Consider the following 15,888-nt stretch of genomic DNA (forward strand, 5'->3'; position numbering starts at 1 on the left):
CGGCGCCGGGTGCACGGTCGTAGTGTGCCACGGCCGACCTGCGGCAACAGCAGTTGCACTGCGTAATATGCAAATTTCAAGTCGCCTGTTGCGTGCTGAATCCGTCAACTGACACAGTGACGTCAGGGCAGACGAAAGGTGAACCCCATGCATCCCTCCGCCGCCCCCCAACTGTGCGATGACGTGGTCCTGGTGGCCTCCGAAGCCCAGAGCGGCAGCGGGCTGGGAGGGCCTGTCCGGCGGCGGACGGGCCCTAGAGGCATCGTCCGGGCCGAGTTCGCCTCCGGGCAGAACCAGCGGCCTCTTCCTTGAGCCGCCCTTGCTTGAGCCGCCCTCAGCCGCGGGTGTCCGCACGACGGCCGCCCTTGTCCGGAAGCAGCCTCTGATGCCGTCGTCCTGGCCCCGGCCCCCTTTGCTCTCGTACGCCCGCACCAGCCCCCGTGCCCCGCGTGGATGCCGCCGACGGCTTGTCCTTCCCCCCGATCTCCCGGCCGCCCTCGGGTGCGACGCCGTCGGCATCCCCGCCGAGCACGGCCAGCGGATCATCGACGCACTCCCCCGCACAGGCTGCGTCTTCGCCGACGACCGCCACTGGTGGTGGATCGTCCCCTCCGGTTCCCACCTCGGCGTCAGCTGGCCCGGTTTCACCCAGTACTCCGTAGGTGCCCAGCTGACCACTCCCTCCGCTCACGACCCCCGCCTGATCCACCGCCCCCACGACTCGCCCTACACGCCGCCGCTCCCGCTGTACTTCGCCGCCTGCCACATCGGCGCCGCCTGATCCGCGCTGGAACCGGATGAACCCGGCGTCCGTTCCATCGATGAACACGATGAGCACGCACGGCGGCGAGGGGCGGCGATGGGCGAGTTGGTCTCCGGTGGCAACCGGACGCTGCCCGACGGCTCGCTCGCGATCCGGGTGCCGGGGCCGTTCGACCTCTCCGTACTGATCACCGGTGACAACGGAAAGGTCGCCGGGGACGGTGACTTCGTCTTCTTCAACCAGCCGTCCGCTCCCGGTGCCCGGCTGCACGGCGACACGGTCACCGTGGACCCACGGTCGCTGCGGGCAGGGGCGAGCCGGGTCACGGTGGCCGTCAGCCCCGCCGATCCCGGCACACCTCTCGGAAGGCTGCCGGTGCCCGCCATGAGCGTGACGGGGAACGGCGGAGCGGTGCTCGCCCGCTTCACCCCGCCGCAGCCGACGTACGAGACCGTGCTGCTGATCGCCGAGATCTACCGGCGCGGCACCGAGTGGAAGCTGCGGGCCCTCGGCCAGGGCTACGCGGACGGCCTGGCCGGCGTGGCACGCGACTTCGGCGTCGACGTCCTGGACGACGACCCGCCACCGGTCCGCTCCCCCTCACCGTCGCCGGACGGCTTCCTCCCCCGCGTCAACGCCGAGCGGTCCCGGGCCGGCGCTCCCCCCGTCACCCTTGACGCAAGGCTCGCCTCGGCCGCCCAGGCTCACGCCGCGAGCATGGCCGCGCACGGCCGCCTCGGCCTGGAGAGCCCCGCCGGCCGGTCGGTCTTCCACCGCGTCGCCGCCGGCGGTTACGCGTGTCTGTCCATCGCCGAGCACATCGTCTCCGGGCCCCGCACCCCGGCGGAATTCGTGGACTACTGCCTGGCCGCGGAGCAGCGCCGACTCCCCTTCCACAACCCGGCGTTCAGCCATGTCGGACTCGGCCGCGCCACCGGCGGGCCATCCGGTGACGTCTACTGGACCGCCCTGTGGGCCCAGCCGTTCACCCCGGCCGGCCTGGCCCGCCTGGCATCCGACGTGGTCATCCTCACCAACGCCGAACGGGCCGGCGCCGGACTGGCACCTCTGACCGTCGACCCGGCACTGACCGCCGCCGCCCAGGCGCACAGCGACGACATGGTCGCCCGCGACTTCTACGCCCACACCACCCCCGAAGGCCGCCGGCCCTGGGACCGCGCCGCCACCGCCGGCTCCACCCACCGCGGCATCGGCGAGAACATCGCCTGCGGCCAGCGCACCCCCGCCGAGGTCGTCCTCGGCTGGATGAACAGCCCGGGCCACCGCGCCAACATCCTCAAACCGGACTTCACCCACATCGGCATCGGCCACGCCATCGGCAGCCATGCCGGTACTTACTGGACCCAGCTCTTCGGCATGGCCTGACAGCCGGGCCGGGACCCTCACATCAGTCGAGGGCGGCCGTGATGGCCGTGAGGTAACGGTCGACGGGGCCGAGGGTGACCAGGCCGCTGCCCCCGCCCGCGAGTTCGCCTGCAGCGGGCAGCAGGCGGGAGCGGACCCGCCTGAGGACGGCGCGGTCGCCGAGTTCCAGGGCGACGGCGGCCTGCAGGCAGCACAGCACCTCGTACATCAGGTCCGCGGGCGGCTCCGGCAGGGCGCGCAGCGCTGCCCGTGCGTCGGCGCGGCGGCCCGTACGCAGCAGGGCGAAGGGTTCGGCCCAGGGACGGTACGGGCCCCAGTCCGCGCTCGGGGCGACGCCGTCGGCCGCCCGCAGGGCGGATGGAGGGCCGTCGGCCAGGCGGCAGCACAGCAGGGCGAGCGGCATGAGACCGTGCCGCAGCCCCGGCATGCCGGCGCCGTCCAGCCGCGCGGCGGCCGCCCGGTAGGCGGCCTCGGCCTGCGACCGCTGACCGGAGTCGGCCAGCCGCAGCGCCCCGTACCACCGGGTGAAGACACCCACCAGCGGCAGTTCGTGGCGCTCGGCCAGGCGGTCCGCGGCGGCGGCGTGCACGTCCGCCGCGGGGAAGTCGGCGAGCGCGCTGCGGGCCTGAAGCCGGATCAGGTGGCCGAGCACCTCGAAGGTCATCAGGCCGTGGCGGGCGGCCAGGGCGATCAGCTCCGCGCCGATCGCGTCTCGTTGCGGCGCGAGGCCCGCCCGGGTGCAGGACTGCATGAACACCCCGTTGAGGGCGAAGGCCAGCAGCGCGGGATCGTCCAGGCGGCGGGCGATCTCCTCCGCGTCGCGAGCGGCCCGGGGCCCGCGCGGGGAGCGGGTGCCGCGCATCTCCATCGCGATCGTGGCCAGCAGGCGGCAGCGCGCGGCGTCCTGCGAGCCGCCGTCCGGCAGGGCGGCGATGGTGCGCTCGGCCGCGGCGACGACCTGCCCGGCCAACTGCGGGTCGTCGCCGCGGGTCCAGATCGCGGGCACGTCGTAGGCGCCGATCACCCTGGCGGTGAGCTCCGGGTCGCCGAACTCCTCCGTCGAGGTGATGGCCGCCATGCGGTGCTGCCGGGCGGCCTCCAGGCCACCGCCCCCGGTCACCGCGAGGTTCCGGATCAGGCCGACCGTCGACTCCAGCCGGGCCCGGGCACCGGCGGCCACATTACGGTCGTACGCCGCGGCCGCCTGCGTCCACAGCCGGGCCGCCCCGGTCGCCGCCGGCTCGGCCGCAAGGTCCAGGCACGGGTCCTGGGTGAGGATGTCCGCCTCCAGCCGGCGCAGGCGCGGGCCCGGGTCCACCCCCAGCCGGCCGACCAGGGCCGCCCGCGCCCGGCGCAGCACCGCGAGCGCGTCCCCCTGGCGGCCCGCACGGTAGAGCGCGAGCGCCAACAGCCCCCATGCGTCCTCGCGCCAGGGATGGTCGACCACGTGCGCGTCCAGATCGGGCACCGCCTCGGCGGCCCGGCCCAGCGCCAGCCGGGCCTCAGCCCGCTGCTCCTCGGCCCGCAGCCGCAGCTCGGACAAGCGGGAGCGCTCGGCCCGGCACCAGTTCTCCTGCTCGAACTCGCCGTAAGCGGGACCGCGCCACAGCCCCAGCGCCTCCTGAAGCCGCGTTGCCGCCCGCGCGGGCGGCAACGCCGGCGCGGCACCGACGGCCGCCTCGAAGCGCCAGGCATCCACGGCGTCCGGATCCGCGCGCAACGCGTAACCGGGACCTTCCGTGACCAGCAGACGAGCCGGCGCCCTCGGCGGACGATCCGGCTCCAGGACACGGCGCAGCGCGGCGACGAAGGTCTGCACGGCACCGACGGCGCCCGGCGGAGGCTCCTCCCACAGGTCCTCGACCAGGCGGGCCACCGGGACAACGCGGCGGCGGGCCACGATCAACCGGGCCAGGACCGCCCGATGCCGCGGCCCCTTCAACGCGAGCACGCCACCGCCACGCTCCGCCACCACAGGCCCGAGCACACCGAACGCGACCGGTTCCATACCGCCACGGTAGTTGCTGACCGGATGCTGATTCGCACGCGGCAGGCTCGTCGTGCCCCGCCGCCCGGCGGACGCCTCCCGAAACTAGCGAGAGCAGCCCACCATGACCGTGGCACCGTCCATCCCCGGCTTCGCGTACCAGCGCGTACCCGTCGCCGACGACGTGACCCTCAACGTCGCCGTCGGCGGCTCGGGCAGCCCGATCGTGCTGCTGCACGGCTTCCCCCAGACCCACCTGATGTGGCGGCACGTCGCCGCCGATCTCGCCGCCGACCACACCGTCATCTGCCCCGACCTGCGAGGCTACGGCGCCAGCGACAAACCCGCCGACACCGACGGCACCGCCTACGCCAAGCGCACCATGGCCGCCGACATCATCGCCCTGGCACGCGCACTCGGGCACGACCGATTCGCCCTCGCAGGCCACGACCGCGGCGCCCTGGTCGCCTTCCGCGCCGCACTCGACCATCCCGGCGCCATCACCCACCTGGCCTGCCTCGACGTACTGCCCACCCTGGACATGTGGGACGTCACGCGCGGCACGACCGCCGCCGTCGGCTTCCACCTCTACCTCATGGCCCAGCCCCCGGGCCTGCCCGAGCAGCTGATCGCCGCCGCCCCGGACGTGTTCTTCGGCCACTTCCTCGACATCTGGGCAGGCGCCCCACAGACCATCCCCGCCGACATCCGCGCCGCCTACCTGGACGCCTCCCGCAACGCGGTGACCTCCATCGTGGCCGACTACCGCGCCTCCGCCGGCATCGACATCGACCACGACCGGGCCGACCACGACACCGGCAACCAGCTGCGCATGCCTGTCACCGTGCTCCAGCAGGACTGGGGCGCCGCCCTCGGCTTCGACGCCCCGGCGCTCTGGCAGGCCTGGGCACCGGACCTCTCCCACACCACCGTCACCTACGGCCACTTCATGGCCGAAGAAGCCCCCGAACAGATCGCCGCCGCGCTGCGGAAACTCACGGCACGCTGACACAGGACAGGCCCTAGTCCCGCCCGTGCGACTCCGCGGCGCGCCGCGCCAAGGAGTCGAAAACGACGGCCGTGAGCAGCACCCCGCCGGTGATCATGAACTGGACGGGGGTCTCTACTCCCAGCAGCGCCATGCCCGAGGCGATCGACTGGATGATGAGCACCCCCAGCAGTGCGGACCAGGTCGAGCCGCGGCCGCCGAAGAGGCTGGTGCCGCCGATGATGGCTGCGGCGATGGCGTTGATCAGCAGCATGCCGGAGCCCGAGACCTGGCTCGCCGAGGTGAGGCGTGACGCGATGAACAGGCCGCCGACCGCGGCGAGGGTCCCCGACACCATGAACACCGAGATCCGTACGCGCGCCACGTCGACGCCGGCCCGCCGGGCTGCCTCCACGCCGCCGCCCAGGGCGAGGATCTGCCGGCCGTAGGGGGTGCGGCGCAGGAAGAGGTCCGAGGCGATGATGACCGCGAGGAAGATCAGGAGCGCCAGCGGCAGGCCCTCGAAGCGGCCCAGCACGTAGACGGTGGCGAAGGCGACCACCGCGAGGAGGGCCGTACGCGCCCAGATCTCGCCCACAGGGCGATACGGCATCCCGGCGGCGCTGCGGCGTCTGCGGTTGCGGAAGGAGACGAGGAGGTACGCGGCCGTACCGAGCGCCGCCAGGCCGTAGGTGGCGAGGGCGGCGGCGAAGTAGCGGCTGGTCAGCGTGGCGACCAGGCCGTCCTCGCTGAAGTTGATGGAGCTGTCCGGCCCCAGGAGGTAGAGCATCAGGCCGTTCCAAAAGAGCAGGCCCGCGAGGGTGACGACGAACGCGGGTACGCCGATCTTGGCGAAGAAGAACCCTTGGAGGCCCCCGGCGGCCGCGCCGCAGATCAGCGCGATGATCACGGCGAGCCATTCCGGCATTCCGAGGTTCACGTTCAGCGCGGCGAACAGGGCGCCCGCCAGGCCGGCGAGCGAGCCCACCGACAGGTCGATCTCGCCGATCAGCAGCACGAAGACGATGCCGACGGCGACCATGCCGGTCCCGACGATGTCCACGCTGAGGACGGACAGGTTGCGGGGCGAGAGGAAGTTGTCGTTGAGGCCCTGGAAGATCATCCAGGTCACGGCGAGAGCGAGCAGGACGGGGGCCGGGCCGAGGTCGCCTTCGTGCAGTCTGCGGCGCACCACGCCGGCGTACGCCCTGAGATGTCCGGCGTACCACCGGCGTCCGCCGCGGGGTCGGCCGGCGGCGGGCGCGGCATCGTCGGCGCGCGCCTGCCTCTCCCTCCCCTGCCCGCTCTCCCTCCCCTGCCCGCTCTCCCTCCCCCGCCCGCTCCCCCTCACGGCCATGCCTCCTCCGGGTAGGTCGCGCGGTGGGCCACGGCGTTGTCCGCCGCGCCGGTGATGGAGGAGATGATCTGTTCCTGGGAGGTGGTGGTCACGTCGAAGAGGCCGTTGTTGCGGCCGAGGCGCAGGACGGCGACCCGGTCTGCGACGGCCTTGATGTCACCCATGTTGTGGCTGATGAGGAGCACCCCGAGGCCCCGGTCGCGCAGTGACTCGATGAGGTCGAGGAGCTGACTGGTCTGCTCGACGCCCAGGGAGGCGGTGGGCTCGTCGAGCAGGAGCAGTCTGGGCGAGCCGAGGATCGAGCGGGTGATCGCGACGACCTGCCGCTGGCCGCCGGACAGGGTGGCGAGCGGCACCCGCACGTCCGGGATGCGGATGGACAGGGTGTGGAGCAGTTCGCGGGTTTGGCGCTCCATCTCCACCTCGTCGAGGACGCCGAACCGGTGGATCTCCCGGCCGAGGAAGAGGTTGCCGACGACATCGAGGTTGTCGCACATCGCGAGGTCCTGGTAGACGGTCGCGATCCCCAGGACCTGGGCGTCCTGGGGACGCTTGATCTGGACGGCGTCCCCCTGCCACTCGACGATGCCTCTGTCGGCGGGGCCGACCCCCGAGATCACCTTGACCAGGGTGGATTTGCCTGCGGCATTGTCGCCCACCAGGGCGACCACCTCGCCGGCCCTGATCTCCAGCTCTACGTCCACCAGCGCCTGGACGGCGGCGAATCGTTTGGAGACGCCGCGCAAGGCCAGCAGGGGCTGAGGCACGGGGCCACCTCCTTCCGCCTTCGGGGAAAACCCGTCAAGTGAGTCCGGCCTTGTCGCAGGCGGACCGGAGATTCGGAGTACAGATCTGGTCGATGGTGTACATACCATCCTTTACCAGAGTGTTCTTGATGTTGCCGACCGTCACCGAGACGGACGGGAGCAGGACCGCCGGGATGTGCTTCGTGGTGGGGCTGTCGACGGTGCCGGTGGCGATGGACTCGACCGTCTTGCCGCGCCCAAGGGCGATGGCCATCTCGGCGGCGGCGTCGGCCTCGGGCTTGAAGGGCTTGTAGACGGTCATGTACTGCTCGCCCCGGACGATGCGACGCACGGCGGCGAGGTCGGCGTCCTGACCGGTGATCGGGGGCAGCGGCCTGACCTCGGCGGCGTTGAGGGCGGAGACCACAGCGCCGGCGAGGCTGTCGTTGGCGGACAGGACACCGTCGATGTTGCCCCCGCCCAGGGCGGCGATGGCGCCGGTCATGTTGACGAAGGCGTTCTCCGGCCGCCATCCGACGGTGTCGTACGACTTGCCGATCTTCACCTGGCCCTTGAGGACGGAGAGCGATCCCCCCTTGTACCAGCCCGCATTGGGGTCGATCGTGGCACCGTTCATCATGACGATCTGGCCGCCGTGCGCCTTCGCGCCCATGGCCTTCAGGAGCCCCTGGCCCTGAAGCCTGCCGACCTTCGCACCGTCGAAGGTGACGTAACCGGAGATCGGGCCCTGCGCGAGCCGGTCATAGGCGACGACCGGGATACCGGCCCGGTGCGCGGCCTCGACCGAGGGGTGTATCCCCTCGGCGTCGATGGCGGCGAGGATCAGGACATCCACCCCCCTGGTGATCATGGCCTCGAGCTGCTGCCGCTGGACCGCCGGGTCGGGCGTGGCGGCGACAGTCACGGGGCAGTCCGGGCACAGCTGCTTCAGCTTCTTCTCGATCAGGGGCCTGTCGGACTGCCCGAAGCGAGAGGCCCCGCCACCCGGGAGCAGCACGCCGATGGTGATGCTGTCGTTACCGCCCCCACCACCCCCGCCGCAGCCCGCGACCAGGGTCAGGGCCAGGCCGGCGGCAACCGCGACCGCCGCCGCCGCCGACGCACGGGGGAGGGACCTGCGCTTCATGGCCGGAAGGCCGGCACCGAGACCCATCTTCGGTTCCTTAGAAATATGTCCGACATTGCCCCGTAATGGGCGCTTAATACCAAGCGTAGCCAAGGACCGGGCCACTTACCGGACGAGTTACGGGGCGAGTCCGGCCTTGTCGCAGGCGGACCGGAGCTTCGGGGTGCAGATCTGGTCGACGGTGTACACGCCGTCCTTGACGAGTGTCTGCTCGATGTTGCCGACCGTCACCGCGCTCGGAGTGAGCAGGACGCTGGGGATGTGCCGTGTGGTGGGGCTGTCGGTCGTCGTGGTGGCGACTTCGCCGAGATCCTCACCGCGCCCCAGAGCGACGGCCATGGCGGCGGCCGCCTCGGCCTCCGCTCCGAACGGTTTGTACACCGTCATGTACTGCTCGCCCTTGACGATGCGCTGCACGGCGTCGAGCTGGGCGTCCTGGCCGGTGACGGGAGGAAGCTCGCCGACACGGGCGCTCTTGAGAGCGGCGATGACGCCTGTGGCTATCGCGTCGTTCGCCGCCAGGACGCCGTCGATCCGGTCCGGGCCCAGGGCCGCGATGGCGGCCGACATGTTGGCGTGGGCGTTCTCCGTACTCCAGCCCGGGGTGTCGTACGACCTGGCGATGTTCACCTTGCCCGCGATGACGGACAGCGCGCCCTTGCGGTACCACGCCGCGTTGGGGCTGGTCGGATCGCCGTTCATCATCACGACGTTCTCGTTCACGACGTTCCCGCCGTTCGCCTTGTCGTCCATGGCCTTCAGGAGCGCCTCGCCCTGGAGCCTGCCGACCTGCCCACCGTCGAAACTGACATAGCCCGAGATCGGGCCTTCGGCGAGCCGGTCATAGGCGACGACGGGGACACCGGCCTTGTGCGCCTCCTGGATCGAGGAGCGCAGCGCCCTGGTGTCGGTGGCGTCGAGGATCAGGACCCTGACCCCCTTGGTGATCATGGAGATCATCTGTTGCCGCTGCCTCGTGGTATCGCCCTCGGCGTTGGCGTAGTCCACGGTGCAGCGGGGACACAGCTTCTTCAGCTCCTTCTCGATCAGCGGCTTGTCGGAGTGCTCCCAGCGGGGGACGGTGCGGCTCGGAAGCAGCAGGCCGACGGCGAAGCTGTCCGTGCCGGACTGCTGGTCTCCTCCGCAGGCGGCCAGGGACATCGCCATCAGTCCGGCGACGAGCGCCGCGACAGGCGCCGCGATGGCGTGCCATGTGCGGGTCCTCATGACAGACCCCCTCGTTTCGTTCGGGGCACGACGATCTCGCTCCACACCTGCTTGCCGCCGGCCACCGGCACGGAGCCGAAGGACTCCGACGTCGCTTCGACCAGAAACAGGCCTCGGCCGCCGGTCGCCTCCCAGTCCACGATCACCGGCTTGGCGGGCGCACGCGGCGAGGAGTCGGTCACGCAGATCCGTATCCGGTCCCCGCGGAGCATCAGGTCGACGCGCACCGGGCCCTGGGTGTGCACCAGGGCGTTGGTGACCAGCTCCGACACGACCAGCAGCGCCGCGTCGGCCACTGCTTCGATCTTCCAGCCACGCAGAGTGCGCGCGGTGAAACGGCGGGCGTGCATGACGGCGTCCGGCAACCGCCACACCACCCAGCCGGCCCGTATCGGCCGGCTCTTCATGCCGTCGTAGCGCAGCAGCAACAGCGCCACGTCGTCCTCACGGGGCTCGACGCCGCCGAGCAGTTCGTCGGCCATCCGCCCCGGATCCGCCGGATCGGCCGCCGCGAGCGCGGTCCGCGTCCGCTGCATGCCCACGTCCAGGGGCAGGTCGGCGGCCTCGACCAGGCCGTCGGTGACCAGGGCGATCACCGTGCCGGGGGCCAGCGTGACCGCGGTCATGGGAAACTCCGCGTCCGCGACGACGCCCAGCGGGAGCCCGCCCTCGACCTGCACCTCCTCGGTACTGCCGTCGGGATGGCGCACCAGCGGTGAGAGATGCCCGGCCCGGACGAACAGGGTGTTGCCCTCCTCCAAGTCCAGTTCGGCGTAGCAGCAGGTGGCGAACAGATCGGTCTCCATACCGACGAGGAGCCGATTGGCGTGCGAGACGACCACGTCGGGCGGGTGGCCCTCCACCGCGTACGCCCTGACCGCGGTACGCATCTGCCCCATGATCGTTGCGGCTCCGGCACTGTGTCCTTGCACGTCACCGATGACCAGCGCCACCCGGTGCTCGGACAGGGCGATGACGTCGTACCAGTCACCGCCCACCTGCAACCCGCGCCTGGCGGGCAGATAGCGGGCGACGGCGATCGCCCCGGGCAGCTCGGGGAGGCGCCGGGGCAGCAGACTGCGCTGCAGCATCGTCGCGAGCTCCTGCTCGGCGTCGTGCGCGTGCGCGCGCATGAGGGCCTGCCCGACCAGCGCCGCGGTGGCGGTCAGCAGGGACCGCTCCTCTGGGACGAACTCGTGCGGCTGGTCCCAGCCGACCAGGCACACTCCGGCGACCCAGCCCTTGGCGGGCAGCGGCAGGACCGCCAGACCTCCGGCGCCGATGCCCGCGAGCCCGGATTCGAGGGGTGTGCCGGCGGGCCACAGATCCATACGTCCGTCCCGCAGGGCCAGCTGCAAGGTGGGCAGGGCGCTGACCGGTGCGTCGGGCCATTCCGAACGCCACTCGGCACGCCATGTCTCCGGCCAGGCGGCGGGATGGGGCGGGTCGAGCACGGTGACCATGAGCCGGTCGTCCTGCAGCTCGGCGAGCGCCACCCGGTCGGCGCCCAGCGGCTCCCGCAGCGCGGTGACCACCACACGGCTGACGTCACGGACCGTCGCTGCATCATCGAGTGCCGCGGTCAGCCACTGGATCCTGGAGACGTCATCGGCGCTCTGGCGAAGGACCGAGGTCGCCGTCACCATGCCCAGCACCTGCTCCGGACGGCCGTCGGCGCTCACCACCACCCGGCAGCTCAGGCTCAGCCAGCGCATTTCACCGGTGGGGCGACGGACACGGAACTCCAGCTCCCGCCGGCCGAACGCCTGCGTGGACGGCTCCACGACCGACATCAGCGCGTGCATGTCCTCCGGCAGGGCATGCGCGAGCAGGGTGTCCGCCTCGCCGTCGAAGTCTTCCGGCGCGATTCCGACCAGCTCGAGCAGGGTTTCGTCCGCCTCGATCAGGCCGGTGTCCGGCACCAGGACGAAGTAGCCGACGCGCAGACTCCGCAGGGCGGGACCGAGCAGCGACGACGCGGGTGCGGGGCGGCCGGTCCCGGACTGGAGCATGCCGCCCACCGCGTCGGCGTACCGCTCCAGGAAACGCCGCTGCTCGGGCTCGAAGCCGTCCGCGGAAGCCCCCACGACGACGAGGCAGCCCAGCCGCCTGCCCTCCGTCCCCATTGGCAGCGCGGCAAGGGACGCCTCCGCTCGCGGCGGCGTCGGCCCCCCTTCGGAGTACGCGGCGAGTCCCGCCCGATCCAGCCACAGCGGCCGGTCGGTGCGCACGGCGTGCGCCGCGGGCGAGCCGCCGGACAGGGGCAACCGCTCCGGCAGCCTGAACTCGGACGTCGCACACCCGGCCGTCTCCGCCAACCGAAGCTCTTCGTTCCCGTCATTCCCGGCACCCGGCACATACACCGCTGCCAGCGCCGCTCCGGCGAACGTCAGCGCCCGATCACTCACCGCGGCCTCCGGCACCGGAGGCCGCGGCGCCGGGGCCTCGGATGCACCGGATACCCGCAGCTCCGAGACTCCGGTCCGGGCACGGCCGTCATGAGGCATGTCCGCGACGTACCTCCCGTCCATGCGGTGGGTGCCGACAGCTTGAGGTCAGCCACCCCGTACCAGAATCGCACATATGGGACAACCGGACAGATCCACTCGATCGCCGTCAGTGGCGGCACCGTCCGTCCCCGGGAGGGTTTGGTCGTGGACGCCGCCGCGCCGCCGCACATCGCGCCCTGATGCCCTCCGTCGAGCACCGCACCTCGGATTACCTGAACAACCAGGCCGAGAACAGCCATCCACCATCGGCTGGAGAAAGCTGCGGGGAGAGCCGCACGCCAGTGGAATCATGTGCCCGGAGCAGATGTACAGAGCCACAAAAGGGTGCGATGGGCGGGGCGGGGTTGGAACAGAAGCTGGTGCCTTCCGGCAAGAACGCGCGATCGGTCCTTGCGCAGGCAGACGTGCTCCTCAGGGCGGCTCTTACGGTCATCGCCGACCACACCGAGGTGGTGTCGGGAATCCGGGCCGCTCTGTCACCGCTGACGGACGCTCTGGTCCGCCGGGAACTCGACGGCATCCCGGTGTCCCGTCTCAAGGACGTCACCGAGGGCCGGCTGCGCCTGGGCGCTCTGGAGTCGGCCGGGTACACGACGGTCGGGCGGGTCCTGGGCGCCAGGCCGTACGCGCTCCAGCAGATCCCGGGCATCGGCGCCCAGAGCGCCAACCAGGCCATCGCCGCCGCACGGCAGATCGCGACCGCCATGGAGGAGCACGTCGCCGTCCGGATCGACGCCGACGCGAGTGACGACACCGACACCACGGCCCTGGTCACCGCGCTGAACCGGCTGGTGAACGCCGGTCCCGACATCCCCCGCGCCATCGACACCGCCGCGCGGATCGACAACGAGCTCGCCCCACTGCTCACGGCCGCCCGCCCCGCCCGAGGCCGGCTACGCATGCTGCTCGTCGGAAAGGAGCGGCGGCAGCAGGCACTCGACGCCGTCCAGCAGATCGACGCCCTTCTCGCCGACGCCGACACGCACGCCGTCCCCCTGCTGCTCGCCCAGGCGGCAACAGACCTTCTCCGCCCCTCCGACCCGGCGGACCAGGCGTGGCTGGACTTCAGGGTCCGCCCCGCCGAATACACCGTCCTGCTCTCCGAAATCGCCGGACTCACCCCGGACCTCGACGCCGCCGAGGGCTTCCTCCCCAGCGAGGTGTCCGACCGCGTACGCGCCCAGCGGCTGGACGACACCCACCGCCGGGTGTCCCTGCGCGGCTACCAGGCGTTCGGAGCCCGCTTCGCCCTGGCCCAGCGGAGGGTGGTTCTGGGCGACGAGATGGGCCTGGGCAAGACCATCCAGGCCATCGCCGCCCTCGCCCACCTCAAGGCCGAGGGCGCCACGCACTTCCTGGTGGTCTGCCCGGCCAGTGTCCTGATCAACTGGATCCGCGAAATCGAGTCCCGTAGCACCCTGGACGCCTACGGGGTGCACGGTCCGGACCGTGACGCCGCTCTCGCCGAGTGGATCCGCCACGGCGACACGGCCGTCACCACCTTCGACGTACTGGGAACCCTGGCCCTCCCCGACGACATCCCGATCGGCATGCTCGTCGTCGACGAAGCCCACTACGTCAAGAATCCCGACACCCGACGCTCCCGGACCATCGCCGCCTGTACCGCACGCACCGATCACGTCCTGTTCCTCACCGGTACCCCCATGGAGAACCGCGTCGAGGAGTTCCGCAACCTGGTCCACCACCTCCAGCCCGACCTCCTCCCCCACATCCGGCACAGCGACGCCGTCGCCGGCTCCCACGCATTCCGCAAAGCCGTCGCCCCCGCATACCTGCGCCGAAACCAGCAGGACGTCCTCACCGAACTCCCCGAACTCGTCCAGATCGACGAATGGGAGGAGTTCAGCCCCGCCGACCTCGCCGCCTACCGCGAAGCCGTCGCCGCCGGGAACTTCATGGCCATGCGCCGCGCCGCCTACGCAGCCCCCGCGAAGTCGGCCAAACTCCGGCGACTGCTGGAACTCGTCGCCGAGGCCGCCGACAACGGCCTCAAGGTCGTCGTCTTCTCCCACTTCCGCGACGTACTGACCGCCGCCCACGAAGCCCTCGGCACCGGCACCCCTGCCGTCTTCGGCCCCATCACCGGCAGCGTCACCGCAACCCGGCGCCAGGAACTCGTGGACGCCTTCACCGCGGCCCCCGGCCACGCCGTCCTGCTCAGCCAGATCCAGGCCGGCGGCACCGGCCTCAACATGCAGGCCGCCTCCGTCGTCATCCTCTGCGAACCCCAGGTCAAGCCCACCCTGGAAGCGCAGGCCATCGCCCGCGCCCACCGCATGGGCCAGATCCGTCACGTCCAGGTCCACCGCCTCCTCACCACCGACAGCATCGACCAGCGCATCCTCGACATCCTCGGCATCAAGCAGCGGCTCTTCGACGCCTACGCCCGCCGCAGCGACCTCGCGGAGTCCACCCCCGACGCCGTCGACGTCTCCGAACAGTCCCTCGCCCGCCAGATCGTCGAGGAAGAGCAAGCACGCCTCGCCCTCACCCCCACTCCGGTCGTCGGCGTCGACCTCCATAAGGATCTCGGCGCAGCTTCAGCGCCGGCCTCAAACCCCTGACGTCGCTGTGTCGTACAACTGCCAGGCGGGGATCCGGACGGCGTCCAGCAACTCACACCGACGGAGCATGAGGCGCAGGTACTGCGTTGCCCCGGCGCTGCCAGAGTTCGGCGTCGCCGAACGGAATCCAACTCAGCGTGACGACGCGGCCTCCTGGCACCCGACATCTAAATTCGGTGTAGTGACCTACTTCGGGACACCTCGACCGGGTCCAGTAGCGGTCGAAGTCGCCGTTGGCGAGCAGTGCGCGGATTTTCAGGACGGCTTCGGCGCCGGCGCTCCGCCCGGCCGTCGACGCGTTCGTCCGACAAATTCGCTACCCGGCGGCCGGAGCGCCGTGATACACAACCGCCGTGCAAAACATTTTGGAGTTCCCCGAGGTCCTGCGGCTGATCGAAGACCGCTCGGCCGCGTTCCGCGCCGCGATCGCGTCCGCCCCCGACCTTGACGTCCAGGTCCCGACCTGCCCGGACTGGACGCTGCGCGAACTGGCGCAGCACCTCGGCGACGGCCGCCGCCGCCAGGCCGCCATCGTCGCGGCGGGCCCGGGCGCTGAGCCCCCGGCGAGGACGGACCCGAAGGGCGCCCCGACCGCGCCCCGCGACCACGAAGCCCTGGACGCCTGGCTCGCCGAGTCGACCGAGCTCATGCTCGACGCGATGCGCGAGGCCGGCCCGGACCGCGGCTGCTGGACCTGGTGGGGCCGCTCGCAGGCCCCGGAGACCAGCGGAGCCGTGGCCCGGCACCAGATCCAGGAGATCGCTGTCCACACCTACGACACCCAGCTCACCCAGGGGGCCGCACAGCCGCTGCCGACGGACGTCGCGGTCGAGGGTGTCGACGAGTTCCTGACGACCGTCTCGGCGACGACCGTCCCCTGGCCGTTCAAGCCGGCGACCATCGACCTGCACACGACCGAGGGCCGCTCCTGGCGCCTGACCCTCAACGCCGACGGCGTCCGCTGCGACGACCTCGCCGCCGACGCGGAGCCGGGCGACATGGCGATGCGAGGCGCAGCGAGCGAACTGGTCCTCTACTTCTACGAGCGCGTCCCGCTCGACGGCCTGGAGACCACCGGCGACACCGAGCCGATGGAGCAGCTCGCAGACTGGGACCCGAACGCGTAAAACGCGCACTTGTGACGCATCTGTCGGTTGTGCGCGCGCTCCTGCGGGCGCCACTGGGCCCGGGG

General features: G+C 71.6%; 11 protein-coding genes. 5 read left to right on the forward strand and 6 right to left on the reverse strand.

Annotation, left to right across the window (positions count from 1 at the left end; all coding sequences use genetic code 11):
• Positions 1 to 385: 385 nt before the first annotated feature.
• Positions 386 to 781 (forward strand): hypothetical protein, encoded by a 396-nt coding sequence (locus OG607_RS08075; RefSeq protein ID WP_405720495.1) that lies wholly within the window; start codon positions 386 to 388, stop codon positions 779 to 781.
• Between the two features lie 78 nt (positions 782 to 859).
• Positions 860 to 2,149 carry a CAP domain-containing protein gene (locus OG607_RS08080; protein ID WP_405720498.1) on the forward strand — a complete coding sequence of 430 codons (1,290 nt, stop codon included), beginning with the start codon at positions 860 to 862 and terminating at the stop codon, positions 2,147 to 2,149.
• 22 nt (positions 2,150 to 2,171) lie between these two features.
• On the opposite strand, the gene OG607_RS08085 is transcribed toward OG607_RS08080, so the two are convergent.
• Positions 2,172 to 4,157 carry a BTAD domain-containing putative transcriptional regulator gene (locus OG607_RS08085; protein WP_405720501.1) on the reverse strand — a complete coding sequence of 662 codons (1,986 nt, stop codon included), beginning with the start codon at positions 4,155 to 4,157 and terminating at the stop codon, positions 2,172 to 2,174.
• Positions 4,158 to 4,266: 109 nt separating this feature from the next.
• Between OG607_RS08085 and OG607_RS08090 the strand changes: the two genes are divergently transcribed.
• Entirely contained in the window at positions 4,267 to 5,145 is an 879-nt protein-coding gene (locus OG607_RS08090) for an alpha/beta fold hydrolase (protein WP_405736627.1), read from the forward strand.
• A 13-nt stretch (positions 5,146 to 5,158) separates the two neighbouring features.
• Here OG607_RS08090 and OG607_RS08095 read toward each other — a convergent pair whose 3' ends face one another.
• The 5 genes from OG607_RS08095 to OG607_RS08115 all read right to left on the reverse strand — a co-directional run bounded on the left by OG607_RS08095 (position 5,159) and on the right by OG607_RS08115 (position 12,108).
• Positions 5,159 to 6,481, reverse strand: coding sequence for a sugar ABC transporter permease (locus tag OG607_RS08095; protein ID WP_405720504.1), 1,323 nt, complete (start codon positions 6,479 to 6,481; stop codon positions 5,159 to 5,161).
• Entirely contained in the window at positions 6,472 to 7,248 is a 777-nt protein-coding gene (locus tag OG607_RS08100) for an ATP-binding cassette domain-containing protein (RefSeq protein ID WP_405720507.1), read from the reverse strand. The genes OG607_RS08095 and OG607_RS08100 overlap by 10 nt, the downstream gene beginning before the upstream one ends.
• 34 nt (positions 7,249 to 7,282) lie before the next feature.
• Positions 7,283 to 8,401 (reverse strand): sugar ABC transporter substrate-binding protein, encoded by a 1,119-nt coding sequence (locus OG607_RS08105; RefSeq protein ID WP_405720510.1) that lies wholly within the window; start codon positions 8,399 to 8,401, stop codon positions 7,283 to 7,285.
• A gap of 90 nt (positions 8,402 to 8,491) precedes the next feature.
• The gene (locus tag OG607_RS08110) at positions 8,492 to 9,601 is read right to left on the reverse strand and encodes a sugar ABC transporter substrate-binding protein (RefSeq protein ID WP_405720513.1); all 1,110 of its coding nucleotides are present in this window, start codon (positions 9,599 to 9,601) and stop codon (positions 8,492 to 8,494) included.
• Positions 9,598 to 12,108 (reverse strand): SpoIIE family protein phosphatase, encoded by a 2,511-nt coding sequence (locus OG607_RS08115; protein WP_405720516.1) that lies wholly within the window; start codon positions 12,106 to 12,108, stop codon positions 9,598 to 9,600. The genes OG607_RS08110 and OG607_RS08115 overlap by 4 nt, the downstream gene beginning before the upstream one ends.
• 332 nt (positions 12,109 to 12,440) lie before the next feature.
• Here OG607_RS08115 and OG607_RS08120 point away from each other — a divergent pair, with 332 nt between their 5' ends.
• A complete protein-coding gene (locus OG607_RS08120) occupies positions 12,441 to 14,696 on the forward strand; it encodes a DEAD/DEAH box helicase (RefSeq protein WP_405720519.1) in 2,256 nt (751 codons plus the stop codon).
• Positions 14,697 to 15,049: 353 nt separating this feature from the next.
• Positions 15,050 to 15,823 (forward strand): maleylpyruvate isomerase N-terminal domain-containing protein, encoded by a 774-nt coding sequence (locus tag OG607_RS08125; RefSeq protein WP_405720521.1) that lies wholly within the window; start codon positions 15,050 to 15,052, stop codon positions 15,821 to 15,823.
• The last annotated feature ends 65 nt before the right edge of the window (positions 15,824 to 15,888 follow it).

Source organism: Streptomyces sp. NBC_01537, from assembly GCF_045040445.1.
GTDB lineage: Bacteria > Actinomycetota > Actinomycetes > Streptomycetales > Streptomycetaceae > Actinacidiphila.